This window comes from Micromonospora sp. CPM1, from assembly GCF_023896895.1.
GTDB classification, from domain to species: domain Bacteria; phylum Actinomycetota; class Actinomycetes; order Mycobacteriales; family Micromonosporaceae; genus Micromonospora; species Micromonospora tulbaghiae.
Window position 1 is genome coordinate 61,650 of sequence record NZ_JAMHIU010000014.1, and the last position, 25,174, is coordinate 86,823.

At 72.0% G+C, this 25,174-nt stretch carries 23 protein-coding genes and 1 tRNA gene; 15 read left to right on the forward strand and 9 right to left on the reverse strand.

Features of this window, described 5'->3' with window-relative positions:
- The first annotated feature begins 777 nt into the window (after positions 1–777).
- The 3 genes from M8C11_RS18460 to M8C11_RS18470 all read left to right on the forward strand — a co-directional run bounded on the left by M8C11_RS18460 (position 778) and on the right by M8C11_RS18470 (position 2,398).
- On the forward strand, positions 778–1,659 hold the full coding sequence (locus tag M8C11_RS18460; RefSeq protein WP_091415989.1) for a helix-turn-helix transcriptional regulator: 882 nt from the start codon (positions 778–780) through the stop codon (positions 1,657–1,659).
- Positions 1,629–1,850 carry a DUF397 domain-containing protein gene (locus tag M8C11_RS18465; protein ID WP_013283299.1) on the forward strand — a complete coding sequence of 74 codons (222 nt, stop codon included), beginning with the start codon at positions 1,629–1,631 and terminating at the stop codon, positions 1,848–1,850. The genes M8C11_RS18460 and M8C11_RS18465 overlap by 31 nt, the downstream gene beginning before the upstream one ends.
- 149 nt (positions 1,851–1,999) lie before the next feature.
- Positions 2,000–2,398 (forward strand): hypothetical protein, encoded by a 399-nt coding sequence (locus M8C11_RS18470; RefSeq protein ID WP_091413673.1) that lies wholly within the window; start codon positions 2,000–2,002, stop codon positions 2,396–2,398.
- On the opposite strand, the gene M8C11_RS18475 is transcribed toward M8C11_RS18470, so the two are convergent.
- From M8C11_RS18475 to M8C11_RS18490, 4 genes are all read right to left on the reverse strand, one after another.
- Positions 2,366–2,968, reverse strand: coding sequence for a hypothetical protein (locus tag M8C11_RS18475; protein WP_252451330.1), 603 nt, complete (start codon positions 2,966–2,968; stop codon positions 2,366–2,368). The genes M8C11_RS18470 and M8C11_RS18475 overlap by 33 nt on opposite strands.
- A gap of 86 nt (positions 2,969–3,054) precedes the next feature.
- Complete coding sequence (locus tag M8C11_RS18480) at positions 3,055–3,861, reverse strand: WecB/TagA/CpsF family glycosyltransferase (protein ID WP_091413677.1); 807 nt, start codon at positions 3,859–3,861, stop codon at positions 3,055–3,057.
- Entirely contained in the window at positions 3,858–4,967 is a 1,110-nt protein-coding gene (locus M8C11_RS18485) for an NAD-dependent epimerase/dehydratase family protein (RefSeq protein ID WP_252451336.1), read from the reverse strand. Before M8C11_RS18485 ends, M8C11_RS18480 begins: the two co-directional genes overlap by 4 nt.
- 71 nt (positions 4,968–5,038) lie before the next feature.
- Positions 5,039–5,124, reverse strand: a tRNA-Leu gene (locus M8C11_RS18490).
- 209 nt (positions 5,125–5,333) lie between these two features.
- Between M8C11_RS18490 and M8C11_RS18495 the strand changes: the two genes are divergently transcribed.
- From M8C11_RS18495 to pknB, 7 genes are read left to right on the forward strand one after another with little or no spacing between them, the layout of a single operon-like run.
- Positions 5,334–6,122, forward strand: coding sequence for a DUF3662 and FHA domain-containing protein (locus M8C11_RS18495; RefSeq protein ID WP_026267912.1), 789 nt, complete (start codon positions 5,334–5,336; stop codon positions 6,120–6,122).
- A 6-nt stretch (positions 6,123–6,128) separates the two neighbouring features.
- Positions 6,129–6,614 (forward strand): FHA domain-containing protein, encoded by a 486-nt coding sequence (locus M8C11_RS18500; RefSeq protein ID WP_013283305.1) that lies wholly within the window; start codon positions 6,129–6,131, stop codon positions 6,612–6,614.
- Positions 6,611–8,053 carry a PP2C family serine/threonine-protein phosphatase gene (locus M8C11_RS18505; protein WP_252451340.1) on the forward strand — a complete coding sequence of 481 codons (1,443 nt, stop codon included), beginning with the start codon at positions 6,611–6,613 and terminating at the stop codon, positions 8,051–8,053. Before M8C11_RS18500 ends, M8C11_RS18505 begins: the two co-directional genes overlap by 4 nt.
- A 28-nt stretch (positions 8,054–8,081) precedes the next feature.
- Positions 8,082–9,575, forward strand: a complete 1,494-nt coding sequence (locus tag M8C11_RS18510) for an FtsW/RodA/SpoVE family cell cycle protein (protein ID WP_120572427.1) — start codon at positions 8,082–8,084, stop codon at positions 9,573–9,575.
- Complete coding sequence (locus M8C11_RS18515) at positions 9,572–11,080, forward strand: penicillin-binding protein 2 (protein WP_252451370.1); 1,509 nt, start codon at positions 9,572–9,574, stop codon at positions 11,078–11,080. The genes M8C11_RS18510 and M8C11_RS18515 overlap by 4 nt, the downstream gene beginning before the upstream one ends.
- A gap of 1 nt (position 11,081) precedes the next feature.
- Complete coding sequence (locus tag M8C11_RS18520) at positions 11,082–12,467, forward strand: serine/threonine-protein kinase (protein WP_120572425.1); 1,386 nt, start codon at positions 11,082–11,084, stop codon at positions 12,465–12,467.
- The gene (gene pknB, locus M8C11_RS18525) at positions 12,464–14,305 is read left to right on the forward strand and encodes a Stk1 family PASTA domain-containing Ser/Thr kinase (protein WP_252451382.1); all 1,842 of its coding nucleotides are present in this window, start codon (positions 12,464–12,466) and stop codon (positions 14,303–14,305) included. Before M8C11_RS18520 ends, pknB begins: the two co-directional genes overlap by 4 nt.
- Positions 14,306–14,483: 178 nt before the next feature.
- Here the strand turns inward: pknB and M8C11_RS18530 are convergent, their stop codons facing one another.
- The 4 genes from M8C11_RS18530 to M8C11_RS18545 all read right to left on the reverse strand — a co-directional run bounded on the left by M8C11_RS18530 (position 14,484) and on the right by M8C11_RS18545 (position 17,937).
- A complete protein-coding gene (locus tag M8C11_RS18530; protein WP_114919202.1) occupies positions 14,484–15,134 on the reverse strand; it encodes an aminodeoxychorismate/anthranilate synthase component II in 651 nt (216 codons plus the stop codon).
- A 5-nt stretch (positions 15,135–15,139) separates the two neighbouring features.
- On the reverse strand, positions 15,140–15,412 hold the full coding sequence (locus M8C11_RS18535; protein ID WP_091413694.1) for a hypothetical protein: 273 nt from the start codon (positions 15,410–15,412) through the stop codon (positions 15,140–15,142).
- 3 nt (positions 15,413–15,415) lie between these two features.
- Entirely contained in the window at positions 15,416–16,309 is an 894-nt protein-coding gene (locus M8C11_RS30575; RefSeq protein ID WP_308212753.1) for a class E sortase, read from the reverse strand.
- An 821-nt stretch (positions 16,310–17,130) separates the two neighbouring features.
- Positions 17,131–17,937, reverse strand: coding sequence for a DUF881 domain-containing protein (locus tag M8C11_RS18545; protein ID WP_252451399.1), 807 nt, complete (start codon positions 17,935–17,937; stop codon positions 17,131–17,133).
- Between the two features lie 230 nt (positions 17,938–18,167).
- Between M8C11_RS18545 and M8C11_RS18550 the strand changes: the two genes are divergently transcribed.
- Entirely contained in the window at positions 18,168–18,431 is a 264-nt protein-coding gene (locus M8C11_RS18550; RefSeq protein WP_018785565.1) for a cell division protein CrgA, read from the forward strand.
- Positions 18,432–18,610: 179 nt separating this feature from the next.
- Complete coding sequence (locus M8C11_RS18555; RefSeq protein ID WP_120572420.1) at positions 18,611–20,809, forward strand: (Fe-S)-binding protein; 2,199 nt, start codon at positions 18,611–18,613, stop codon at positions 20,807–20,809.
- Between the two features lie 66 nt (positions 20,810–20,875).
- On the opposite strand, the gene M8C11_RS18560 is transcribed toward M8C11_RS18555, so the two are convergent.
- Positions 20,876–21,553: a GPP34 family phosphoprotein gene (locus tag M8C11_RS18560; RefSeq protein WP_252451402.1), complete on the reverse strand. Its 678-nt coding sequence runs from the start codon at positions 21,551–21,553 to the stop codon at positions 20,876–20,878.
- Positions 21,554–21,634: 81 nt separating this feature from the next.
- On the opposite strand from M8C11_RS18560, the gene M8C11_RS18565 reads away from it, so the two are divergent.
- From M8C11_RS18565 to M8C11_RS18575, 3 genes are all read left to right on the forward strand, one after another.
- On the forward strand, positions 21,635–22,942 hold the full coding sequence (locus tag M8C11_RS18565) for a hemolysin family protein (RefSeq protein ID WP_120572418.1): 1,308 nt from the start codon (positions 21,635–21,637) through the stop codon (positions 22,940–22,942).
- Positions 22,935–23,939: a hemolysin family protein gene (locus M8C11_RS18570; protein WP_120572417.1), complete on the forward strand. Its 1,005-nt coding sequence runs from the start codon at positions 22,935–22,937 to the stop codon at positions 23,937–23,939. The genes M8C11_RS18565 and M8C11_RS18570 overlap by 8 nt, the downstream gene beginning before the upstream one ends.
- Positions 23,940–24,109: 170 nt before the next feature.
- Positions 24,110–25,120, forward strand: a complete 1,011-nt coding sequence (locus tag M8C11_RS18575; protein WP_120574067.1) for a C40 family peptidase — start codon at positions 24,110–24,112, stop codon at positions 25,118–25,120.
- The last annotated feature ends 54 nt before the right edge of the window (positions 25,121–25,174 follow it).

Here is a 25,174-nt window from a genome sequence, read left to right on the forward strand (position 1 = left end):
AGTTCGGCCGGCGGGACCGGCGAGGCGAACGGGGGTCGGTGCGGTCCGGTGACGGGGGGTCTGCCTCGTGGACCGGCGGTCGGTGGGTCGGTGCTGGTCGGGCCGTACCCGCGGTGGCGGACCGCCACCCGACCATCACCCGGCTGCTCCCGGTTACCGCTCCCGCCGCCGCAGCCAAGCTGACGTGCAGCGACGGGGTCTTCATTCCGGGGCAGGTCTCACGGCGCGGGACGGCTCCCCTCCGGCCGTCCCACGGATCGTGGTGTCACCACTCCCGGAGATCAAGCGAAGACGGTGAGTAACCCGTGCCATACGGACAGACTGCATCAGGGACGTGCGACATGCAAGTTGCACGTCGAGTTTTGCTGATAGGTGAGTCGGACACGCAAACACCGAAACTTGAAGCGTCAGGTATCGGAGCGGCACACTGGACGCCGGTTTCGCCCGTCGCGGCCGGTCGACGACCGGCACCACCCCTGCCGCGAACGCACACCCGCCGCCCGCCGGTCGCGCCCGCGGTGGGAGCCGAACCGGGGCGCGACCGACCGGAGGTAGCCGGGTGACTGTGAAGCGTGTTCCCGCAAGCCGATGGACGGCACCGTGAGCGCGAGGAGTGAGCCGGTCCTGCGAGCCCCGCAGTCGCGAGCTGAGGTGGCACCGTGAGTGCGAGGAGTGAGCCGGTCCTGCGAGCCCCGCAGTCGCGAGCTGAGGAGACTCCGTGAGTGCGAGGAGTGAGCCGGTCCTGCGAGCCCCGCAGTCGCGAACTGAGGAGACTCCGTGAGCGAACGGCGCAGCCCCACCATCCGGCGACGCCGGCTGGGGGCGGAACTCCGCCGGCAGCGGGAGGCGGCGGGCATCACCATCGAAGTCGTCGCCGAGCAGCTGGAGTGCTCGGCGTCCAAGATCTCCCGGATCGAGACCGGCCACACCACGGCGACCCCGCGCGACGTACGCGACATGCTCCGCATCTACGGGGTGGTCGGCGCGGAGAGCGACGAGCTGGTGCAGATCGCCCGGGAGGCCCGGCAGAAGGGCTGGTGGCATCCGTACAGCACGGTGCTCGTCGGCGCGTACGTCGGCCTGGAGGCCGCGGCCAGCTCCATCCGCGCGTACGAGCAGCAGGTGGTGCCGGGTCTGCTGGAGACCGAGGAGTACGCCGGCGCGATGATCCGGGCGGCCCGGCCGGACTTCACCGACGAACAGGTCGACACTCGGGTGCGTGTCCGTCTGGGCCGTCAGTCGTTGTTGACGCAGGACGATCCGGTCGATCTGTGGGTGGTGCTCGATGAGGCGGTGCTGAGCCGGCCGGTTGGCGGCGACGTGGTGATGCGTGGCCAGCTCAAGCGGTTGGTGGAGGTGGCCGAACTGCCGAACGTGACAGTGCAGGTCCTGCCCTTCGAGGTGGGAGCGCACGCCGGCATGGACGGGACCTTCACGATCCTCAGCTTCCCCGAGCCGAGTGATCCCGATGTCGTGTACGCGGAGAACGCCACGGGTGGGCTCTTCCTGGAGAAGAGTGACGAACTGCAGAAGTACAGCTTCATCTTCGATCACATTCGAGCAGCAGCCATGCGCCCGGAGGAGTCCATCGCACACATCGCGAAACTGGCAGAGGAGCCACTGTGGAAATGGCGACCAAGGAGTTCCCCGTGGACCTGACGCAGGCGACGTGGTTCAAGAGCTCGAAGAGCGGGCCGAACTGCGACAACTGCGTCGAGGTCGCGTACGTGACCGGGGCGGTCGGAGTGCGGGACTCGAAGGACAAGACCGGCCCGGCTCTGGTCTTCGCTCCGGGCGACTGGCACGCCTTCGTCGCCCGCGCCCGGAACGGCGTGTTCGGCCGGAGCTGACCGGCACCGAGATGTGGTCCCGCCCGGCAGCGCCGCCGGGCGGGACCATTCGCGTCCGGGTGCCCGCGCGGCGCCGGGCACCCGTCGCCAGTTCCGATCCGCCTCGTTGAACCGCACGGATCGGCAACCGAACAAGGCAGGCGAGACGGATGACGACGATCGGTTCAGAGAACCTCACCAGCGGCCCGGGCAAGCCCGAGCGTTTCGGTGGCAAGTACCGGGGTGCCCGCCGGGACACCGTCCTCACCGAGGTGGTCTCCGGTGACGGCGAGGACACCCGCGAGGGTGGCGTCCCCGAGCAGGCCGCGGCGCCGCTGTCGCTGCCGTCGCTGGACCCCAACCCGCTGACCGAGCCGTCCTTCCCGCCGAGCGGCTGGCCGGTCGAGCAGCAGGAGTCCCTGGTGGACCACCCGCTGCTGCGCGGCCTGCTGATGGAGCTGCCGCCGAAGGGCAGCGTGCCTCCGCCCGGCTGGCTGGACCGCTGGTTCGAGGCGACCCGCGCGATCCTGGAACTGCTATACGTGCAGGGCGCGAGCCGGTCGCGCTGACACCGCCTCGGCGGCCGGCATCGCCCGCTCGGCGAGCCGGTTGTGCCGAAGCGCGTGGCGTACTCCGATCGCGCACACGCCGAGCACCCCGACGGTGATCACCGGTCCGGCGACGCCCGGCGCGGCGAAGAGGTCGACGCCGACCGCCGGCAGCACCGCCACCAGCACCGCGATCGCCGTCGCCTGGAGCGGCAGCGCGATCAGCGGGTGCGCCGCCGCCGCGCGCAGCCCGTGCGGGGCGGGCGTTCCCGGCGCCGTCGCGAACGCGCCCGCGCCGGACCGCAGCCGCCGGACCCGCCGTACCGTGCAGATCGCCACCACGGCCGCCGGCACCGCGGCGACGCCGAGTGCGGCGGCGGCCCGGTCCACTGTGGTGTCGCCGGCGCTCTGCAGGCCCGCGGCGAGGACCGCCGCGGTGAGCGCGAGGCCGGTCAGGACCAGGGCGGACAACCATCCGGTACGCCGGCGCAGCGCCCGGGCGCGGTCGATGCCGGGCAGGGCCTCCGCGACCAGTCCGGCGGCGAGCCAGACGGCGGCGACGGGAAGCAGCAGGGCCAGACGGTCATCCATGCCCCCTAGCCTTGCCCGTTCCGGCGTCCGCCGAATCCGGGACGGCACCCCGGTTCGTCCCGTACCCCTGCCCGTAGGGGTGGGGGTCAGACGTCGAACGTGGCGGGACGCCCGGTGGCCGGCGCGGGCGGCGTGGCCTTCCACAGGCCGGTCTTCTGGGCCGCGAGCCGGGCCAGGTAGGCCGGGTTGAGGATGACGTACCGGCGCCACAGGCGCTTGGGCTCCAGGCCGAGCCGCCAGAACCACTCCAGCCCGGCGCGCTGCATCCACGGTGGCGGGTTGCGCAGCAGGCCGGCGTGGTAGTCGAAGGCCGCGCCGACGGCCATCAGCGGCATGTCCAGCAGCGGGCGCATGGCGTACGCGAAGACCTCCTGGCGCGGGCAGCCCAGCCCGACCAGGACGAGGCGGGCGCCGCTGGCCCGGATCCGGTCGGCGATCTCGGCGTCCTCGCCCGGCGCGACGGCACGGAACTTGGACGGCTCGACTCCGGCGATCTTCAGCGCGGGGAACTTGCGCTCCAGCGCCGGGACGAGCCGGGACAGCGTCTCCTCGGTGGAGCCGTAGAGGTAGACGGGCAGCCCCTCCTCGGCGAACCGGGCGAGCACCCGCAGGGTCAGCTCCGGCCCGTAGACACGGTCGGTGAGCCCGGCGCCGTGCAGCAGGTTGAGCGCCCAGCGCACCGGCTGCCCGTCCGGGGTGACCACGTCGAACGAGTTGAGCCGGGCGTTGTGCGCCGGGTCGAGCACGCCGGTCATCACGCCGTGCACGGCGAGCGCGGTGAGCGCCAGCGGGCGGCGCTCGTGCGCGGCCGCCACCACGGCCTCGGTGGCCCGGGTGTAGTCGGTGGCGTCGACCCCGACGCCGAGCACGTTGCGCTTGGTCCCGGTGGTCATGCCTTCGGCACCCACTTGTCGACGTTGGCCTCGTAGATCTCGCGCAGGATCATCGGCACGTCGTACGTGATCTTCCAGGAGGGGTAGTGCTCCTCGAACCGGGCCATGCTGCTGACGTACCACTGGTGGTCGCCGGTGCGGGCCTGCTCGACGTAGTTGATCCGGGCCTCGCGGCCGGTGATCTCCTGGGCGATCCGGAACGCCTCGATGTGCGAGGTGTTCGAGTGCCGGCCGCCGCCGAGGTTGTAGACCTGGGCGGAGCGCGGCTCGCGGAAGAACGCCTCGAACGCGGTCAGCACGTCGTGCGAGTGGATCGCGTCCCGGACCATCTTCCCCTTGTAGCCGAAGAGGTTGTACGTCCGGCTCTCCATCACGCACCGCATCAGGTACGCCAGGAAGCCGTGCAGCTCGGCGGCGGAGTGCGCCGGCCCGGTGAGCGTGCCGCCCCGGAAGCAGGCGGTCCTCATGTCGAAGTAGCGGCCGTACTCCTGGACCATCACGTCGGAGGCGACCTTCGAGGCGCCGAAGATCGAGTGCAGCGACTCGTCGATCGACATGTCCTCGGTGATGCCGTCGTACCAGCGGTGGTCCTCGGGCAGCTCGTAGCGGGTCTCCAGCTCGATCAGCGGGAGCGAGTTCGGCCGGTCGCCGTACACCTTGTTGGTGGAACAGTGGATGAACGGCGCGTCGATCGCGTGCCGCCGGGTGTTCTCCAGCACGTTGAGCGTGCCGCCGGCGTTCACGTCGAAGTCGGTGAACGGCTCCTTGGCGGCCCAGTCGTGGCTCGGCTGGGCGGCGCTGTGGATCACCACGGCGATGTCCTTGCCGTACCGCTTGAAGACCTGCTCCAGCCCGTCGCGGTCGCGGATGTCGACGGCGTGGTGGGTGTACGCGGAGCCGAGGTCGGCGGCGAGCCGGTCCAGGCTCCAGGCTGTGGAGCCGTCCTCGCCGAAGAAGTACCGCCGCATGTCGTTGTCGATGCCGACCACGTCGAGACCCAGTCCGGCGAAGTGCCGGGCCGCCTCGGAGCCGATCAGACCGCCGGAACCGGTCACCAACGCGACAGTCACACGCCACTCCTGGTCCGTGGGAGGCAGGGAAACCATCGGAGCATAGCGTGACGTCCGGAACGCCCCGATACGAAGCAAGGGCCCCGCGATGTGCGGAGCCCTTGCTCTGGTGGGGATGGGGGGAGTTGAACCCCCACGTCCTTTCGGACACACGGACCTGAACCGTGCGCGTCTGCCATTCCGCCACATCCCCGTGGCACGACCCGGAACACCATATCGCATCCCGCGCCCGCCATCTGCGGCGGGTGCCGGGACATATTACGCTGTCCACTGGCCACGCCACGAACGATCACCGCTCGTGGCGGGCGAAACTTTAGCACGTCCGCGGGCCTGGTCACGAACGGGCCGACGGCAGCCGGCCGAGCGGCGTGTGAGCTGCGGAGGCGGTGTCCGGATACCATCATTGCCTCGGGACCCGAGGAGGAGCCGGTGAGCGTGCTGCAACGCTTCGAGAAGCGTCTGGAAGGCCTGGTCGAGGGGGCCTTCGCCAAGGTCTTCAAAGGGGTGGTCCACCCCGTGGAGATCCTCAACGCCATGCAGCGGGAGGCCGAGGCGCACAAGGCGATCCTGGCCGGTGGGCGCACCCTTGTGCCCAACCGCTACGTGATCGATCTCTCGCCCTACGACCACAGTCGGCTGGCGCCGTACGCTGCGGCGCTGGCCCAGGAGCTGGCCCAGTCGCAGGCCGAGTTCATCGGCGAGCAGGCGTGGACGGTCTACGGCGACGTGATCGTCGAGGTCGAACGTGGTGAGGGCCTGGACACCGGCATGTTCCGGGTCACCGCCGAGGTCTACACCGGTGGGGACGTCGCCCCGGTCTCCGCGCCCGGCGGCTACGACGCCGGCCCGGCGTACCCGGCGTACGACCAGGGTGGCGGCTACGGCCCTCCGCCCGGTCACGGCGGCGGCCGCAACGTCCGCCTGGTCTCCGGCGACGGCCGCACCTACCCGCTCCAGATGGGCTCGACCGTGATCGGCCGCGGCGACCAGGCCAACCTGCGCCTGCCCGACGTCGGCATCTCCCGGCGCCACGCCCGGCTGGACTTCGACGGCGGCCAGGTGGTGCTGACCGACCTGGGCTCCACCAACGGCACGATGGTCAACGGCCAGCGGGTCTCGGCGGTAGCCCTCAACCCCGGCGACATGATCCAGCTCGGCACCACGACGCTGACCTTCCGCGTGGACGGCTGATCCGCGTTGCCGGAACTCGTCATCACCGTCGCCCGGTTCGGGTTCCTGATCCTGCTGTGGATCTTCGTGTTCACGGTGGTCGGCGTGATCCGCCGGGACCTCTTCGCCGGCGCCCGGTCGGGCCGGCTCGTGGCCGCGCCGCGGGGGATCGGCGCGTCGACCGGGCAGCCGGGGAAGCCGGCGAAGGCCAAGCGCGGCCGGGCCGCCCACCAGCTGGTGGTCACCGCCGGTCAGCTCGCCGGCACCCGGATCACGCTCGGGGAGGCCCAGATCACCATCGGCCGCGCGGAGGACTCGACCCTGGTGATCACCGACGACTACGCCTCGGCGCGACACGCCCGGCTGGTGCCCCGCGACGGGCAGTGGTACGTCGAGGACCTCGGATCGACTAACGGCACCTATCTCGATCGCGCTAAGGTCACCGGACCAACCCCCGTCCCCCTCGGCGTGCCGATCCGGATCGGCCGCACTTCCCTCGAATTACGGCCATGACTCTGACCCTGCGCTACGCGGCCCACAGCGACCGCGGTCTGATCCGAGACGGCAACCAGGATTCCGTCTACGCCGGACCGCGGCTGCTCGCCGTGGCCGACGGCATGGGCGGCATGGCCGCCGGTGACGTCGCCAGCAACATCGTCATCGGTGCCATGGCGCCACTCGACGAGGACGTCCCCGGTGACGCCCTGGTCGACGCGCTCCGCTCCGCCGTGGGCACCGCCAACCAGCAGCTCCGCGACACCGTGGACGCCAACCCGCAGCTGGAGGGGATGGGCACGACGCTCACCGCGACCCTCTTCTCCGGCAGCAAGCTCGGCATGGTCCACATCGGTGACTCGCGGGCCTATCTCCTGCGCAACGGCGAGTTCGCGCAGATCACCAAGGACGACACGTACGTCCAGATGCTCGTCGACGAGGGCCGGATCAGCGCGGAGGAGGCGAGCAGCCACCCCCAGCGCTCGCTGCTCACCCGGGCGCTCGACGGCCGCGACATCGACCCGGAGTACAGCGTCCGCCAGGTGCTGCCCGGTGACCGCTACCTGATCTGCTCCGACGGGCTCTCCGGCGTGGTCAGCGCGGAGACCATCGCGGACACCATGCGGGAGTACCCCGACCCGCAGCGGTGCGTGGAACGCCTGGTGCAGCTCGCGCTGCGCGGCGGCGGCCCGGACAACATCACCGTGATCATCGCTGACGCCACCGACCAGGACATCGTCGAGGCGTCCCCGATCGTCGGCGGCGCCGCCGCCCGCGACCGGGGCATGGCGACCTCGGCCGACGACTCCACCCCGGCGGCCCGCGCCTCGGCGCTGTCCGCCCCCCGGCCGCCCGCGCCCGAGGAGCCGGTGGACAACCGCGACGACGAGCCCGAGCGGCGTCGCCGCCGGCCGCTGCGTACCGCCGCCATGGTGCTGGCGCTCGCGGTGATCGTCGGCGGTGGCGCGTTCGGCGGGTGGACGTACACCCAGCGGCAGTACTACGTCGGCGCCACCGACGACGGCCAGCTCGCGGTCTTCCGTGGGGTGCCCGGCCAGGTCGCCGGGCTGGACCTGTCGAACGTGCACGAGCGCAGCGAGGCCCGGCTCGACGACCTCACCCTGGCCGCCCAGGAACGGGTGAAGCAGGGTATCCAGGCCCGCAACGAGCCGGACGCGGAGCGCCGGCTGGCGGAGCTGACGAGCGAGGACCCGGCGAACCCGAACCTCAAGCCGCTCTGCCCGCCCGACCCGTCGCCCGGTGTGACCGGCCCGACCCCGGTGACGACGACGGGCGCGCTGAACCCGCAGGCCAGCGGCAGCCCCACACCGTCCGCGCCGCCTGCCGGCTCACCGACCCCCGGCGCGCCGTCGCCGACGTCGACCATCACGCCCGACGCCGTACCCTCCGACACCGTTCCGCCGGCCGACCCGGCGGGTTGCCGGTCGCCGGAGTGAGTGCCGGCTCGATCCCGAGGACGTATCCGTGACCGCAGCCGCCGTACCGGCCGCCTCGCCCGCTTCGACGGGCGAGCAGTCCGGCGTACGCCTGGCCCGGTCTCGGCGTAACGCCGAGCTGTCCCTGCTCCTGCTCGCCATGGTGCTCGTGGCGGCGTACGCGGCGATGGTCGAGGCGAAGGCGCTGGACACGATCACGCCCGACTTCTGGATCCCGGCCGCCGCGCTGGGGCTGGTCTTCCTCGGCCTGCACCTGGTGATCCGCTGGCTGGCGCCGTACGCCGATCCGGCGCTGCTGCCCGCGGTGGCGCTGCTCAACGGCATCGGGGTCGGCTTCCTGCGGCGGTACGACCTGGCCAAGGCCACGCCCGCCGAGCGGGAGGACCTGGCCGTCTTCGCCGGCACCGGCGGCCGGCAGCTCGCCTGGACGCTGCTCGCGGTGATGCTGGCCGCCGGGCTGCTGGCGATCCTGCGCGACCACCGCTCGCTGTCCCGGTACGCGTACACGCTGGGCCTGGCCGGCATCGTGCTGGTGATGATCCCGGCGGTGCTGCCGAGCCGGTTCTCCGAGATCAACGGCGCCAAGCTGTGGATCAAGTTCGGCTCGTTCTTCTCCATCCAGCCGGGTGAGTTCGCCAAGCTGGCCCTGCTCACGTTCTTCGCCTACTACCTGGTGCGCAAGCGCGAGGTGCTCTCGCTCGCCAGCCGGCGGGTGCTCGGCATCGACTTCCCGCGCGGGCGCGACCTCGGCCCGGTGCTCGTGGTCTGGCTGATCAGCCTCCTGGTCCTGATCTTCGAGAAGGACCTGGGCACCTCGCTGCTCTACTTCGGCATGTTCGTGGTGACGCTCTACATCGCCACCGAGCGGGTGAGCTGGCTGCTCATCGGTCTGATCCTGTTCTTCGGCGGCGCCTACCTGGCGTACCTGCTGGGCAGCACCGTCGGCGGCCCGTTCGCGAACTTCTACGACCGGGCGCAGATCTGGCTGGACCCGTTCGCCGAGCCGTACGACAGGGGTTACCAGCTGGTGCAGGGCCTGCTCACGCTCGGCACCGGCGGCCTGTTCGGTGCCGGGCCGGGCGGCGGCCAGCCGGCGCTGCTGCCCGAGGTGCAGACCGACTTCATCTTCGCCGGCATCGGTGAGGAGATCGGCCTGTTCGGTCTCTCCGCGCTGCTGGTGATCTACCTGCTGATCGTGGAGCGGGGCCTGCGCGCCGCGTTGGCGGTACGGGACTCGTTCGGCAAGCTGCTCGCCGGTGGTCTGGCGTTCACGCTGGGCCTCCAGGTCTTCGTCATCGTCGGCGGCATCAGCAAGCTCATCCCGCTGACCGGTCAGACCACCCCGTTCCTGTCCGCCGGTGGCTCCTCGCTGATGGCGAACTGGCTGCTGATCGCCCTGCTGCTGCGGGTCTCCGACGGCGCCCGTCGCCCGGTGACCGGCGGTGGTGGCCCGGCCGCCCGGCCGGCCGGTGGTCCGCCCGAGCAGTTGCACGGCGCCCCGACGGAGGTGATCCGGCCGTGAACGCCCCCCTGCGCCGCGTCGGCGTTGTCGTGATCGTCCTGTTCGGGCTGCTGTTCGCGAACCTGAACTGGATCCAGGCCTACAAGGCCGACGAGTACCGCAACAGCGACTACAACGGCCGGGTCCAGGTCGCCGAGTACGACCGCAAGCGCGGCAACATCGAGGTCGGCGGCACCGCGTACGCGGTCAGCAAGGAGACCGGCGGTGAGCTGAAGTACCAGCGCACCTACCCGGGCGGGGCGATGTACGCGCACGTGCTCGGCTGGAAGCCGGTCAACGGCGGCGCGAGCGGCATCGAGCGGGTGGAGAACGACTTCCTGGCCGGCACCAGCGACGCGCTCATCGCCAGCCGGATCAAGGACATGTTCACCGGTGACGAGACCGGCGGCGGCAACGTGCTGCTGACGCTGTCCAAGGGTGCCCAGCAGACGGCGTACAAGCAGCTCAACGACAACCAGGTCGGCGCGACCAAGGGCGCGGCCATCGCGATCGACCCGCGTACCGGCGCGGTGCAGGCGCTGGTCTCCATGCCGAGCTTCGACCCGAACCCGCTGGCGAGTCACGACAGCACCGAGGCGGACCGGGCGTACAACGCGCTGGAGAAGGACAAGGACCGGCCGCTGGCGAACCGGGCGCTGTCCGAGACGCTGCCGCCGGGCTCCACCTTCAAGATCGTCATGGCGGCGGCGGCGCTGGAGAACGGCGTCGGGCAGCAGACCCGCATCCCGGCCGGTTCCAGCTACACCGCGCCCGGCGCCGGTCAGCCGATCCGCAACGCCGCGCCGTCGATCTGCCCCGAGTCGCAGGTGACGCTGCGCGAGGCGGTGACCGAGTCCTGCAACACCGGCTTCGCCCAGCTCGGCGTCCGCCTCGGCTCCGACAAGGTCAAGGAGAAGGCGAAGCAGTTCGGCTTCGAGCAGGAGGACCTCACCGTCGGCCAGCTCGGTGAGGGCGGCCTGCCGGTGGCGGCCAGCCGCACCGGCGACATGCAGAACCCGGACGGCAGCACCGACCAGGCCGCGCTGGCGCAGTCGTCGATCGGCCAGAACAACGTGCGGATGACCCCGTTGCAGGGCGCGATGATCGCCGCCGCGGTGGCCAACAAGGACGGCAAGCAGATGCGTCCCTACCTCGTCAAGCAGCTGCTCGGGCCGGACCGCACCACCGTCTACGACGCCGCCCAGCCGCGCGAGCTGCGCCGCCCGATCAGCGGCCAGGTCGCCGCCGACCTGCGCGACATGATGCAGAACGTGGTGAAGGAGGGCACCGGCCGCCGAGCCGCCATCGACGGCTTCGTGGTCGGCGGCAAGACCGGCACCGCCCAGTCCGGCCCGAACACCCCGGACCACGGCTGGTTCATCGGCTTCGCCCTGGACAAGGACGGCACGCCGCTCTCCGCGGTCTGCGTCGAGCTGGAGCAGGCGGGCAGCGGCGGCAGCGCCGAGGCGGCCCGCATCGCCGGCCGGATCATGGCGGCGGCGATCGCCGACTCCGGGAGGCGCTGACGTGCTCGGTCCGGGAGTCAAGCTCGGCAACCGCTACCGCCTCGACGAGCGGATCGCCAGCGGTGGCATGGGCGACGTGTGGCGCGGCACCGACCAGGTGCTGGGCCGTACCGTCGCGGTCAAGAGCCTGCTCCCGGCGCTGCTGGACGAACCGGGCTTCGCCGAGCGGTTCCGCGGCGAGGCCCGGACGATGGCCACCATCAACCACCCCGGCGTGGTCGACGTCTACGACTTCGGCAGCGACCAGCACATCGCGTTCCTGGTGATGGAGTACGTCGAGGGCGACGCGCTCTCCGCCACGCTCAGCCGCGTCGGCCGGCTGACCCCGGCGCGCACGATGGCGCTGCTGGCGCAGGCCGCCGACGCGTTGCACGCGGCGCACGAGAAGGGCATCGTGCACCGCGACGTGAAGCCCGGCAACCTGCTGGTCCGGCCGAACGGCACGCTCGTGCTCACCGACTTCGGCATCGCCCGCTCGGACCTGGTCGGCCAGCTCACCGCCGCCGGCTCGGTGCTCGGCACCGCCTCGTACATCTCGCCGGAGCAGGCCACCGGCGCTGTCGCCACCCCCGCCTCGGACGTCTACGCGCTGGGCGTGGTCGCGTACCAGTGCCTGGCCGGCCGCCGCCCGTTCGAGGGGGACAACCCCCTCGAAATCGCCATGAAGCACGTGCGGGACGCTCCGCGGGCGCTTCCGCCCGACATCCCACCGCAGGTCCGCGCGATCGTGGAGCGGGCCATGGCGAAGGACCCGGCCGCGCGCTGGCCGAGCGCCGCCGCGCTGGCGAGCATCGCCCGGCAGGCCAAGCTCGCGCTCTCCCAGGCGGCACGCGCCGGGCACCCGATCTCCGGCGTACCCGCCTCGCCGGCCGCGCCCGTCGCGCGGGCGCAGGTGCCGACCGCCATGCCGCGTCCGCAGCCGCCGGCCGCCGCCCCCCGTCCGCAACCCCGGCCGCCCGTGTCCCCGGCCCACCCGCCGCTCGCCGCGCCGCGCCCGGCAGTGGTCGCGCACCCCGCTCCGCAGCCCCGCCCGCCGGTGGCGCCGCGCGGCGCGGCCCCCGTGCCGCAGCCACGCCCCGTGCCCCAGCACAACCCCCTGGGGTACGCGCGACCGCCCGCCGCCGCTCCGCCCCGGCGCTCCCGGTCCGGGTTGTGGACGACCGCGATCGTGGTGGCCGTACTGGTCATCCTCTGCTCGGGCGTGATTTCGTTCCTGTACCGGAAATACGGTGCTACCGCATCCGCTCCGGCGAGTGTGAGCGTGACCTCCGGCGCGGTGCAGCCGTACGGAGGCGACTATCCGGTCCGCACGTCGTACCGTCGTGAGGTACGCCTCCTGCCGGCCGGCGGCGGTACGACGACGAGCGAAGGACGAGAGACGCGATGACAGCGCAGGCCCGCCTGCTCGGTGGCAGGTATCAGGTCGGCGAGCTGCTGGGCTACGGCGGCATGGCCGAGGTGCACCGCGGCCGGGACCTCCGGCTCGGGCGGGATGTCGCGATCAAGATGCTCCGTGCCGACCTGGCCCGGGATGCCACCTTCCAGATGCGGTTCCGCCGCGAAGCGCAGAACGCGGCCTCGCTCAACCACCCGGCCATCGTCGCCGTCTACGACACCGGCGAGGAGACCGCTCCCACGGGCGAGACCCTGCCGTTCATCGTGATGGAGTTCGTCAACGGCCGGACCCTCAAGGAGGTCCTCGGCGTCGAGGGGCGGCTCCAGCCGCGCCGGGCGCTGGAGATCTGCGCCGACATGTGCGCCGCGCTGGAGTTCAGCCACCGGCACGGGATCATCCACCGGGACATCAAGCCCGGGAACGTGATGCTCACCCAGACCGGCCAGGTCAAGGTGATGGACTTCGGCATCGCCCGGGCGCTGGCCAGCGGCGCCACCACGATGACGCAGACCAGCGCGGTCATCGGCACCGCGCAATACCTCTCTCCGGAGCAGGCGCGCGGCGAGGCGGTCGACGCCCGCTCCGACGTCTACGCGGCCGGCTGCGTGCTGTTCGAGCTGCTCTGCGGCCACCCGCCGTTCGTCGGGGACAGCCCGGTCAGCGTCGCTTACCAGCACGTACGGGAGCAGCCGCCGACGCCGAGCACGATCAACCCGGACGTCAACCCCGCTGTCGACGCCATCGTGCTCAAGGCGCTGTCGAAGAACCCGCTCAACCGCTACCAGAGCGCCGGCGAGATGCGGGCGGACCTGCTCCGCGCCGCCGCCGGCCGGCCGGTGCTCGCCACCCCGGTGATGCCGGCCGACGAGACCATGCCGATGGGCGCCGCCGCGGGCGGCGGATACCACCAGGCGCAGCAGACCCAGATGATGGGCCCGCAGACCCGCCAGCAGCCGGTGGCGCGGGTCGGCGACCCGGGCAAGCGCAAGAGCTCGTCCTGGGTGATCGCCGCGTTCGCCGCGCTCGGCGTGCTCGCGGTGATCGCGCTCGGCACCGCGCTCTGGCTCAACCAGGCCGGCAACGAGAAGGTCTCGGTGCCGCAGTTGGTGGGCCGTTCACAGGCCGAGGCGCAGGCGGCGCTCACCCAGGCGGGGCTGCGGTTCACCGCGGGCGACCCGGTGCAGAACACCACCTGCGAGAAGGGCTCGGTGGTCGACCAGAGCCCGTCGTTCGGCCAGCGGGTGGAGAAGGACACCGAGGTCACCGTCAACGTCTGCACCGGCCCGGGCCAGGTCAACGTCCCCACCGGCCTGAAGGGCAGCACCGTCGGCGCCGCCGAGTCGCGTCTGCGTGAGCAGAATCTTGTTCCCGTGGTGGAGGAAGTGAACAACAGCGCGCCGAAGGACCAGGTCATCGCCGTCTCGCCCAACGAGGGCAGCCCGGTCGCCGAGGGCAGCAAGGTGACACTCAAGGTCTCCCGGGGCAACGTCAGCGAGGTGCCGAACGTCCGCGGTTACACCGAGGACCAGGCGAAGCAGCGGCTCAAGGAGGCCGGCTACGAGGTCCGGGTCGAGGAGGGCGACGAGGTCGACCCGGCCGAGGCGGGCAAGGTCAGCAGCCAGTCGCCCCGCGCCGGGACCAGCCTGGCCAAGGGCGAGCGGGTGACCATCCGGGTCGACGTGCCGCGCGAGGAGGAGGAGCCGACGACCCCGACGCCGAGCGGCTCGCCCAGCACCTCCCCGAGCACACCGGGCAACGGTGGCGGCGGTAACGGCGGCGGCAGCGGCTTCCCGTTCCCGCCCATCGCGCCGACACGTACCGACCGCTGACCACCACCTGACCGACCGCCGCGGCGGCGTCCCCGATCCCCGGGGCCGCCGCCGCCCCCGTTTCCGCGTCGATCATGAAGTTAGCGGCACTGAGCGCCCGATTTGTCCCCGCCAACTTCATGATCGACGGAGAGGGAGGCGGGCGGGGACGCGCGGGGGTGGGGCGGGACGCGGGGCGTCAGGCTGGGGAGAAGGCTGCCCGGCGGCGGGCGTCGACCTCGGCGGCCAGCTCCGGGGCGCGCTCCAGCGCCGCCGGGAAGCCGCAGGCGGCAAGCCAGTTCGCCAGCATCAGGTGACCGCCCTCGGTCAGCACCGACTCCGGGTGGAACTGCACGCCCTCGATCGGCAGCGTGCGGTGCCGCATCGCCATCACCACGCCGGAAGCGGTCCGGCCGGTGACCTCCAGCTCGTCGGGAAGCGTCTCGGGCAGTACGGCCAGCGAGTGGTAGCGGGTGGCGGTGAACGGATCGGGCAGCCCGGCGAGCACGCCCACGCCGTCGTGGCGTACCTCCGAGGTCTTGCCGTGCAGCAGTTCCGGCGCGCGGGCGACCGTCGCGCCGAACGCCTCGCCGATCGCCTGGTGACCGAGGCAGACGCCGAAGATCGGGAGCTTGCCGGCGTACTCGCGGATCACGTCCAGGCAGATGCCGGCCCGGTCCGGGCTGCCCGGACCGGGTGACAGCAGGACACCGGCGGCGCCGGCGCGGCCCACCTCGGCGACGTCGATCTCGTCGTTGCGCCGCACCTCGCAGTCGGCGCCGAGCTGGCCGAGGTACTGCACGAGGTTGAAGACGAACGAGTCGTAGTTGTCGATCACCAGTACGCGCATCGGGGTCACCTGTTCGGGGTGGAGGGTGGGGCGTTGTTCGTCTCGGTGCTGTACGGCAGCTCCTCCTCGCCGGGCAGCCCGGTGGGTTCGGTGATCCCGCCGTCACCCGGTACGCCGGAGTCCTGGGTGACCTGCACGTCGTCGAAGGGCAGCAGCGGTTCGGCCCACGGGAAGACCACGAACCAGAGCAGCGCGACGGTGGCGGTGGCCAGCACCAGCGAGCCGATCAGCTTGCCGGGCAGCCCGAACGGCAGTTTGCGCCAGATCCACGAGTACACGGCTCACGCCTCCAACTCGGCCGGGCGGCCCGCCGACTTGGCCTGCGTGTGGTCCAGCCGGGCATGGATGATCAACCGCTGGTAGTTGTCGAACTTCGGGTTGCAGGTCGTGAGCGTGAGCAGCTTCTCGCTGGCCTTCGCGTCCGGCTTGCCCGGCACCGGCGCGACCACCTCCACCTGGGACGGCTTGACGATCCGCTGCTGGTAGACCCGGTAGACGAGCCAGTCGGTCCTGGTCTCGACCACTATGGCGTCGCCGGTCCTCAGCTCGTCCAGCCGCCAGAACGTGGAGCGGATGCGGTGACCGGCGACGGAGAAGTTGCCCACCTCGCCGGGCATGGCGCTGTCCGGGTAGTGGCCCGGGGCGTACCGGATGTCCTCCGGGCTGACCCCCTCGACCACGACCCAGTGCTTGTCGAACCTGGGGATGTAGAGGCCGGCGACCGGCTTCCCCTTGGCCGGCGGCTTCGGCTTCACCGTGGGACCGGTGGTCGGGCCGACGGTCGGGTCCGCGGTGGCACCCCACTCCTGGGCGAGTTGGCTGTTCAGGTCGCTCTGGTGGGCCTCGACGATGACCGCCTTGCCCCAGATCTCGTACCCGGCGAAGAGGAGCACCACCAGCCCGAACGTGATCAGCAGCTCGCCGGTGCCCCGGACGACGGTGCGCAGCCGGGAGCCGACTGTGGGGCGGGTCAGCTCGGAGTAGACGCTGCGGTATCCGTCGCCGGTCTGCTCGGGCCGCAGCTGCACCACCCGCTCGCCGCGCCGGGGGCGGGGTGGCTCGGCGGGCGGCTCGCCGCCGCCGTCGCCGGTGTCCGGCGCCGGGGGCACCGCGCCCATCAGCCCGGTGGCGTCCAGGTGGGGGTTCGCGGGTGGGCGGGTGACGGCGGGCAGCACCGTCGTCGCCCCGGGGTCGGCCGGAGGGTTCCGGTCCGCGCCGGTCGGCCCGCCGAGAGGGGGTACGCCGGGCGGCCGTTCACCACCCCCCGGCGGTCGGCGAGCGTCCTCCGGCGGGCGTCCGCCGGCCTCCCACGGGCGGGTGCCCGCCTGCGGTGGCTGTCCGCCGCGGCCACCGCGCTCGGGCGGGACCGCCCCGCCGGTGGAATGGCGGACGGCGTTCTGCTGCCCTGCCGGTCCGTACCCCTCCGGTCGTGAGGGGCGCTCGCCCGGCTGGTGTGCGACGTCGCCGGGCGCGGCGGGGCGCATCCCGGGGGCGGGACCACCCCGGGGCGCCGGGCCGTTCTGGGGAGGGCCGTTCTGCGCCGGCCCGTGGTGTGCGGGGCCGTTCTGCGCAGGGCTGTGGTGCGCGGGGCCGTGGTGTCCGGGGCTGTGGTGCGTGGGGCCGGCCGGGTGGGGCGTACCTCTGGGGGGAAGCTCGCTCGCCGGGGGGCGGAACCGGGGGCCGGCCTCGGCGCGGGAGGAGCCCGGCGGCTGGTGCGCCTGAGCGCCCGGCCACGGCGGCGGCGGAGCGGTCGGCGGGGCGGTCCGGGGCGAAGCGGACGGCGGCGGGACCGTCCGGGGCGGGGCGGGAGGCGGTGGGACGGGCGGCCGGGGGTCCGGGCCGCGCCGGGCCGGGGCGGTGTGGGCCGGGCCGGCGTCGGGCCAGGGCAGGTCGAGCGGGGGTGGCGACGCCGGGGCCGGGCGCTCGACCCGGGGGAGGAACGATGTCGGCTCCTCCCGGCGGTCGTGGCCGGCGCGTTCCCGGGGGTCGCCGCCGGTCACCGGGGCACCGTCGCCGATTGCAACGCGGTGGAGTCCTCGAACGCCGGCACGGTGACCGTGGAGACGCGCTCGACGTAACCGAGTTGGTAGTGGTCGGCCACTTCCTTGAACACCCGCACTCCCTCAGAGGCGGCGAGCGCCCGCTGGAGTTCCGCGGGATCGCCGATTGCCACGATCTTGAAAGGAGGGGAGTACACCCGGCCGTGCAGCAGCAGGGTGTTACCGACGCAGCGTACCGCGCTGGTGCTCAGCACGCGGACGTTCATGATTGACATGGCCTCCGCGCCGCCGGCCCAGAGCGCGTTGACGACCGCCTGGACGTCGCCCTGGTGCACCACCAGGTCGTCGTTGCTGGCGCCCTTGGGCAGCGGCTGGTCCGGCCGGCGGTCGGCGTCGTTCAGCTCGACCGTCACGCCGCTGCCGGTGAGCGCGGTGAATCCGGCGGCCTGGCGGCTGGCGGCGGCCCGGTCCCGCTCGGTCTTGATCGGCCCGTCGGCGCCGGCAAGCGCCTCGGTCTGCTCCTCCACCTCGGCGCGGAGCCGGGCGGCCTTCGCCTCGCTGGCGGCGACCTCCTCGCGGCGGTCCTCGATGAGCTGGGTGAGCTGGGGCCGGCGGTCCTCGCGCAGGGACGTGCCGCCCGCGGTGGTGGCGGTGGTGGTGAAGAGCAGGCCGGCCGCGGCGGCGATCAGGGGTACGCCGATGGACCAGCCGGGGCGGCGCTGGCGGGCGCGCCGGGGCAGCAGGGCGGCTGCCGCGCGGCGGAGGACCTTCTGCCAGGAGGCGGCGCCGGACGTGTACTCCACCGGGCGTTCCCTTTCCCGTCGTCTCGTTCCGGCCCGCGCCGGTGCGAGCCGACCTGCTCGACCCGGAAAGTCCGCTCTTTCCGGTTACTGAGTGCACCGGCCTGGCCCCATTCGTGGCCTGGACGGTCCGTCGGGACTACGCTAGCTGTCGAACATTATTGGCCATGGACCGTCGCCCTCGCGCCCGGTTGTCAGGCCGGACGAGGTCGTACCCCCCTCTGGAGAGCGTCGTGCCCAAGTCTCAGGTCCGCAAGAAGAAGGTGTACACCCCGCCGACGGACGTGCGTCCGACGGCGACGGCGTCGACGCGCAAGCCTAGCCCCATCTGGCTGCCGGTCACGGCGGTCACGCTGATCGTGGTGGGCATCGGCTGGCTGGTCCTCTACTACCTGTCCGAGCAGGCGTACCCGGTCGCCAGCTGGGGCTACTGGAACCTCGCCGTCGGCTTCGGCGCGATGGTCTCGTCGCTGATCCTGCTCTCCCGCTGGCGCTGATCCGGCGCTGCCCCACCCCGGCGTAGGTCACGCCACGCCGCCCCTGCCCGGCGCTTCGACGCCGCTCCACCTAAGGTGTGCGCAGGGCGGCGTGGCCTGGTGCGAGAAGACTCACGTTACTGCTGGGTAACCTTGCGCGTAGGCTGCACGGACAAGCAGCAGACCGGGAGGCCAACTCGATGGGCAGCGTCCAGATCGTCACCACGATCCTCGCGGCCGCCATCACCGCCGTGGCGGTGTGGCTTGCGGTGCGCGCGGTCATGAAGATGACAGCCGTCATCCGGCTCGGCCAGCCCGCGCCGGAGCGGTTCGGCGACAAGGGCGCGCGCACCAAGAAGATGCTGGTGGAGACCGCCGGTCACACCCGCATGCTGAAGTGGAGCGTGGTCGGCGCCGCCCACTGGTTCGTGATGGTCGGCTTCATCGTGCTGTCGCTGCTGGTGCTGGAGGCCTACTTCGAGGTGGTCTCGACCGGCGGCGGGCTGCCGATCATCGGGCACTGGACGATCTTCGGTCTGGTCACCGAGTGGATCGGCATCCTCGGCCTGGTCGGCATCCTGGTGCTGATGGCGATCCGGCTGCGCAACCGGCCCGGCCGCGCGGAGAACCGCTCCCGGTTCACCGGCTCGACCATGTGGCAGGGCTACTTCGTCGAGTGGGTCGTCCTGCTGGTCCTGATCTTCGGTTTCGTGATCCGGGGCTTCAAGGTCGCCACCGACCACTTCGAGTACCCGGTCTGGGCCGCCCCGCTCAGCCACGCCGTCGGCTCGGTCCTCCCCAACTGGGAGGCGGGCGTCAGCGTCGCCGCGCTCATCAAGATCGCCATCTCGATGACCTGGCTCATCGTGATCTCGCTGAACGTCACCATGGGCGTGGCCTGGCACCGCTTCCTGGCGTTCCCGAACATCTTCTTCAAGCGCGACCCGGAGAAGCCGGCCGGCTCCGGCCTCGGCCCGCTGCGCCCGATGACCAGCGAGGGCAAGCCGCTGGACTTCGAGGAGGCCGACCCGGAGAAGGACCAGTTCGGTGTCGCCCACGTCGAGCAGTTCACCTGGAAGGGCCTGCTCGACTTCAGCACCTGCACCGAGTGCGGTCGCTGCCAGTCGCAGTGCCCCGCCTGGAACACCGGCAAGCCGCTGTCGCCGAAGCTGCTGGTGCTGAGCCTGCGCGACCACGCGTACGCCAAGGCGCCGTACCTGCTGGCCGGTGGCGGCAAGGACCTGACCGGCGAGGAGAAGGCCACGCAGGCGCAGCTCGCCCACATGGACGTGCTGGCCCTGGCCGAGGCCGACCGGCCGCTGATCGGCACCGCCGAGGAGGGCGGCGTCATCGACCCGGACGTGCTCTGGTCCTGCACCACCTGCGGCGCCTGCGTCGAGCAGTGCCCGGTGGACATCGAGCACGTGGACCACATCGTCGACATGCGCCGCTACCAGGTGCTGATCGAGTCGAGCTTCCCCTCCGAGGCCGGCGTCATGCTGCGCAACCTGGAGAACAAGGGCAACCCGTGGGGCGCCCCGCAGAACACCCGCGAGGACTGGACCAAGGGCCTCGGGTTCGAGGTGCCGCGGGTCGGCGAGGTCGACGACTTCGAGTACCTGTTCTGGGTCGGCTGCGCCGGCGCGTTCGAGGACCGGGCCAAGAAGACCACCCGCGCGGTCGCCACGCTGCTCAACGAGGCGGGCGTCAAGTTCGCCATCCTGGGCGAGGGCGAGACCTGCTCCGGTGACCCGGCCCGCCGTATCGGCAACGAGTTCGTCTTCCAGATGCTGGCCCAGCAGAACGTCGAGACGCTGAACGAGGCGTTCGAGGGCCGGGAGAAGAGCAAGCGCAAGATCGTCGCCACCTGCCCGCACTGCTTCAACACCCTGGGCAACGAGTACGGCCAGCTCGGTGGCGAGTTCGAGGTGGTGCACCACACCCAGCTGCTGGCCCACCTGGTCAGCGCCGGCAAGCTCACCCCGGTGCAGCCGGTCGACGGCGGCGTGACCTACCACGACCCGTGCTACCTGGGCCGCCACAACCGGATCTTCGCGGCGCCGCGTGAGGTGCTCGGCGATTCGATCCAGGGCGAGCTGACCGAGATGCCGCGCAACAGCGAGCGCTCCTTCTGCTGCGGCGCCGGCGGCGCCCGGATGTGGATGGAGGAGAAGATCGGCAAGCGGATCAACGTGGACCGGGTCGAGGAGGCCATGTCCACCGGCGCGAAGACCATCGCGGTCGGCTGCCCGTTCTGCTCGACGATGCTCAACGACGGCGTGAACGGCAAGGGCGCGGGCGAGGACGTCGAGGTGGTCGACGTGGCCAGCGTGCTGCTGCGCTCGGTCAAGCCGGAGGCCCCGGCCGGTGAGCCGGAGGTCGCGCCGGCCGCGAGCTGAGGCGTACACCGGCAGGAGCCGGACCACGACGGCGGCGGCACCCGAGCGGTGCCGCCGCCGTCGCGTTCAGCTGGTCGTGGTGGTCATGATGGCGGCGCTCGTCCCGGCCGTCATCGCGACCATCAGCGCGGCCTGCATCTCCTCGATCGCCTTCTTGGTGGCGGCCGACGCCCAGTCACCGGCCGCGATCTCGTCGATGCGCGCCTTGACCCGCTCCTTCGGCAGCTCGCGGAAGATCTTGCGGTCCAGGCCGACCGCGCGGGTCAGCGTGAGCAGCGCGGCGGTCCGGGCGTCGACCGGGCCGTCGGTGGTGAGCGCCGTCGTCATCCGTTGCCGGGCCGCGGTCTCCACCGCCGGCTCCGCGCCGGTCGGCGAGGGATAGCGGGTACGCGGGAAGACCAGCAGCACCCGGTCGGACTCCCGGCGCAGCACCCCGGCGTCGACGAGCCCGCCGAGCACCCGGTCCGGCAGGCCCTTGGCGAGCTTGCCGATCCAGTCCTTCGGCTTGCGCGGGCGGCCGGACCCCACAGTCGCCAGTGCCTCGTCCAGCAGCGGTACGCCGGTCGGCGTGGGATCGGTGACCACGAGACGCTTGTCCGCCACCTCCACCCGGCCGGCCAGGGCCAGTTCCAGCAGCACCGCACCGGCGAGGCCGTAGCCGAGGTGCGGACTGCCGAGCCGGTTCGCACCGTCGTCGTCGTACGCGAGCAGGACCAGTCCGTCGGTGAGCAGCAGGCCGTCCATGCGTCCACGCTACGGGGGGCCCGCCATCGGCGCGCGCGTGCCACAATCACGCGCATCGACGGCCTTCTGCTTCTGACGCTGTTGCCCCTGGTCGGTTTCGTGCTGCTGACCGCCGGCAACGCGTTCTTCGTCGCGGCCGAGTTCGCCCTGGTCACGGTCGACCGGGCGGAGATCGACAGGCGGGCCGGCGAGGGGGACGGCCGGGCCGTCACGGTACGCCGCGCGCTGCGCGAGCTGTCGTTCCAGCTCTCCGGCGCGCAGCTCGGCATCACGCTCACCGCGTTGCTCACCGGCTACCTGGCCGAGCCCGCGCTGGCCCGGCTCTTCACGCCGCTGCTGCACCCGCTCGGCGGTGCGGAACGCTTCTCCGGCCTGCTCGCGCTGGCCCTGGCCACGCTCATCTCGATGCTGTTCGGCGAGCTGGTGCCGAAGAACCTGGCGCTGGCCCGCCCGATGCCGGCGGCGCTCGCCACCGCCGCGCCGATGCGGGCCTTCTCCCGCACCTTCGGCTGGCTGATCCGGCTGCTCAACGAGTCCGCGAACCGGCTGGTGCGCCGCCTCGGCGTGGAGCCGCAGGAGGAACTGGCGAGCGCCCGCTCCCCGGAGGAGCTGGGTCTGCTCGCCGCCATCTCGGCCCGGGCCGGCGCGCTGCCGCCGGACACCGCGATGCTGCTGCGCCGCACCATCCGCTTCGGCGACAAGCGGGCCGCCGAGGCGATGACGCCCCGGGTGGACGTGACCGCGTTGCACGCCACCACGACGGTGGCCGAGTTGCTGGAGGCGTCCCGGCGCACCGGCCGGACCCGGTTCCCGGTGTACGAGGAGACGCTCGACCTGGTCACCGGCGTCGCCGGGGTGCCCGACGCGCTGGGTGTGCCGCTGGCCCGCCGGGCCGCCACCACTGTCGCCGCCGTCGCCCGGGAACCGGTGTACGTCCCGGAGAGCCTCAACCTGAACGGGGTGCTGGCCGCGCTCAAGGCCGCCGGGGCGGACCTGGCGATCGTGGTGGACGAGTACGGGGGCACCGACGGCGTGGTGACAGTGGAGGATCTCGTCGAGGAGCTGGTCGGGGAGATCGCCGACGAGTTCGACCCGGACGCGGTGGACGGCTTCGGTCCGGTGGAGCTGACAGTGCCCGGCGGCGAGCGGACCGTCCTGACCGACGGTGTGCTGCGCGCCGACGAGCTGGTCGAGCAGACCGGGTTCCGGTTGCCCGACGGGCCGTACGAGACGCTCGGCGGGTTCCTCATGGCGCGGCTCGGCCACATCCCGGTGCCGGGCGAGACGGTCGACGAGGCCGGGTACGAGTTCACTGTGGTGGAGGTCGACCGGCACCGGATCGAGCAGGTGCGGGTGGTGCGCCCCGAGGAGCCCGACGACGGTGCCTGAACTACTCGTGGCGGTGGCGTTGCTGCTCGGCAACGCGTTCTTCGTGGGCAGCGAGTTCGCGCTGATCGCCTCCCGCCGTACGGTGATCGAACCGCTGGCGGCGACGTCGAAGCGGGCCCGGCTGGCGCTGGCGGCGATGAACCAGATCCCGCTGATGATCGCCGGGGCGCAGCTCGGCATCACGGTCTGCTCGCTCGGTCTCGGCGCGATCGCCGAGCCGGCGCTGGCGCACCTGCTGGAGCCGCCGTTCGCCGCGCTGGGGCTGCCCGCCTCGGCGGTGCACCCGGTGTCGTTCGTCATCGCGCTGGCGGTGGTGGTGTTCCTGCACACGGTGGTCGGCGAGATGGTGCCGAAGAACATCACGCTGGCCGGCCCGGAGCCGTCGGCGCTCTGGCTCGGCCCGGCGATGCTGGCGTTCTGCCTGGCCACCAAGCCGCTGCTGCTGGCGATGAAGTGGGCGTCCCGGCAGGTGCTGCGGTGGTGGCGGGTGGAGGCCACCGACGCGGTGAAGACCGTGTTCACGGCGGAGGAACTGGCCGGGCTGGTCTCCCAGGCGCGTACCGAGGGACTGCTGGACGCCGAGGAGCACGCCCGGATCACCGGCGCGCTGGCCCTGCACAGCCGTACCGCCGCGGACGCGCTGCAACCCTGGTCCACCGTGACTACCGTGGCCGAGGACGTCTCACCGGCGTCGCTGGAGGTGCTGGCGACCCGTACCGGCCGCTCCCGCTTCCCGGTGGTGCAGCGGTCCACCCGCCGGGTGCTCGGTTTCGTGCACGTCAAGGACGTGCTCGGGTACGCCGGGGCGAGCCGCCGGGCGCCGGTGCCGGCCGCCGTCTACCGGCCGCTGGCTGTGGTGCCGCCGGACCGTACGCTCGCCGATCTGCTGCTCGCGATGCGCCGCGAACGCCGCCACATGGTGCTGGTCAGCGACGGACGCCGGCCGATGGGTGTGGTGACGCTCGACGACGTATTGACAGCCATCGTCGGGAGATGAAATGAATACCCTTGGTGTGCAATCGATTGCGGATACGTGATTGAACAAACGGTCGCCTTGATTCCATCGGACGCCTTCCCTAATGTGGGGCACCGACCGCTGTGGGTCGTCTGCCTCGAACTTCCCTCTCGCGAGGCGCCCGGCGGTCGGTTGCAAAGGAGTCCGTGCCGGTGGCAACCACGCCCCCTCAACGTCACGCCCCGAGCGCTCCACCCGGCCGGCGGGCCGGGTTCCAACGGGTGGTACGCCGTCTGGTCACCCTGGTCGCAGCCGCCGCGGTCGGCGCCGGGATGCTGACCGCCCCGGCGCACGCGGCACCGTCGGTCGACGAGATCGACGCGCAGATCGACAAGCAGTGGGAGCAGCTCGAACCCACCATCGAGCAGTTCAACAAGGTCCGCTCGCAGCTCCGGACCAACCAGAAGAAGTCCAAGGCGCTGAAGGACAAGATGGTGCCGCTGGAGCTGGCCTCCACGCTCGCCATGAACAAGGTCGGCGACATCGCGGCCCGGTACTACATCCAGGGCCCGTCGCAGGAGCTGGGCGCGCTGCTGGTGAACAGCAAGCCGGGCGCGCTGGCCGAGCAGCTGGTCATGCTGGACCGGATCGCCGACGACCAGCGCCGCCAGATCGCCGGTGTGCTCAAGGTGCGCGACGAGTACAACAGGCAGAAGGAGAAGCTCGACGCGCTGATCGCGCTGGAGATCAAGCAGCAGAACGACCTCGCGGCGAAGAAGAAGCAGATCGACTCGGAGATCAAGCGGCTGACCGCCATGCTCCCGGTGACCTCGATCCGCCCGGCGGGCTGCCCCAAGATCGACGGCGTGGTGAGCAGCGCCGCGCGGACCGCCATCAAGACGGCGTGCGCCCAGGTCGGTGACCCGTACGTGTGGGGCGCCACCGGCCCGAACTCGTTCGACTGCTCCGGTCTCACCCAGTACGCGTACAAGGCGGCCGGCATCTCGTTGACCCACTTCACCGGTGCCCAGTGGAACGAGGGCCGCAGGGTCTCCCGCTCCGAGGCCCGCCCCGGTGACCTGGTGTTCTTCGGCTCCGACCTGCATCACGTCGGGCTCTATCTCGGCAACGGGGTGATGGTGCACGCGCCACGTACCGGCAAACCGGTCCAGGTGTCGAGCATCAACACCCAGCCGCTCGCCGGCTTCGTCCGGGTCAGCTGACCCGCAACCCCTGACAGCGGGAAGGCCCCCGGTCCGCACGGACCGGGGGCCTTC

What these genes read in the sequence shown, in the direction of transcription:
- M8C11_RS18480 (WP_091413677.1), bottom strand. Translation starts at nt 3,861, where the DNA reads ATGACCACCGGGACCAAGCGCAACGTGCTCGGCGTCGGGGTCGACGCC.
- M8C11_RS18530 (WP_114919202.1), bottom strand. Translation starts at nt 15,134, where the DNA reads ATGCGCGTACTGGTGATCGACAACTACGACTCGTTCGTCTTCAACCTC.
- M8C11_RS18475 (WP_252451330.1), bottom strand. Translation starts at nt 2,968, where the DNA reads ATGGATGACCGTCTGGCCCTGCTGCTTCCCGTCGCCGCCGTCTGGCTC.
- M8C11_RS18555 (WP_120572420.1), top strand. Translation starts at nt 18,611, where the DNA reads ATGGGCAGCGTCCAGATCGTCACCACGATCCTCGCGGCCGCCATCACC.
- M8C11_RS18470 (WP_091413673.1), top strand. Translation starts at nt 2,000, where the DNA reads ATGACGACGATCGGTTCAGAGAACCTCACCAGCGGCCCGGGCAAGCCC.
- pknB (WP_252451382.1), top strand. Translation starts at nt 12,464, where the DNA reads ATGACAGCGCAGGCCCGCCTGCTCGGTGGCAGGTATCAGGTCGGCGAG.
- M8C11_RS18465 (WP_013283299.1), top strand. Translation starts at nt 1,629, where the DNA reads ATGGCGACCAAGGAGTTCCCCGTGGACCTGACGCAGGCGACGTGGTTC.
- M8C11_RS18560 (WP_252451402.1), bottom strand. Translation starts at nt 21,553, where the DNA reads ATGGACGGCCTGCTGCTCACCGACGGACTGGTCCTGCTCGCGTACGAC.
- M8C11_RS18505 (WP_252451340.1), top strand. Translation starts at nt 6,611, where the DNA reads ATGACTCTGACCCTGCGCTACGCGGCCCACAGCGACCGCGGTCTGATC.
- M8C11_RS18485 (WP_252451336.1), bottom strand. Translation starts at nt 4,967, where the DNA reads ATGGTTTCCCTGCCTCCCACGGACCAGGAGTGGCGTGTGACTGTCGCG.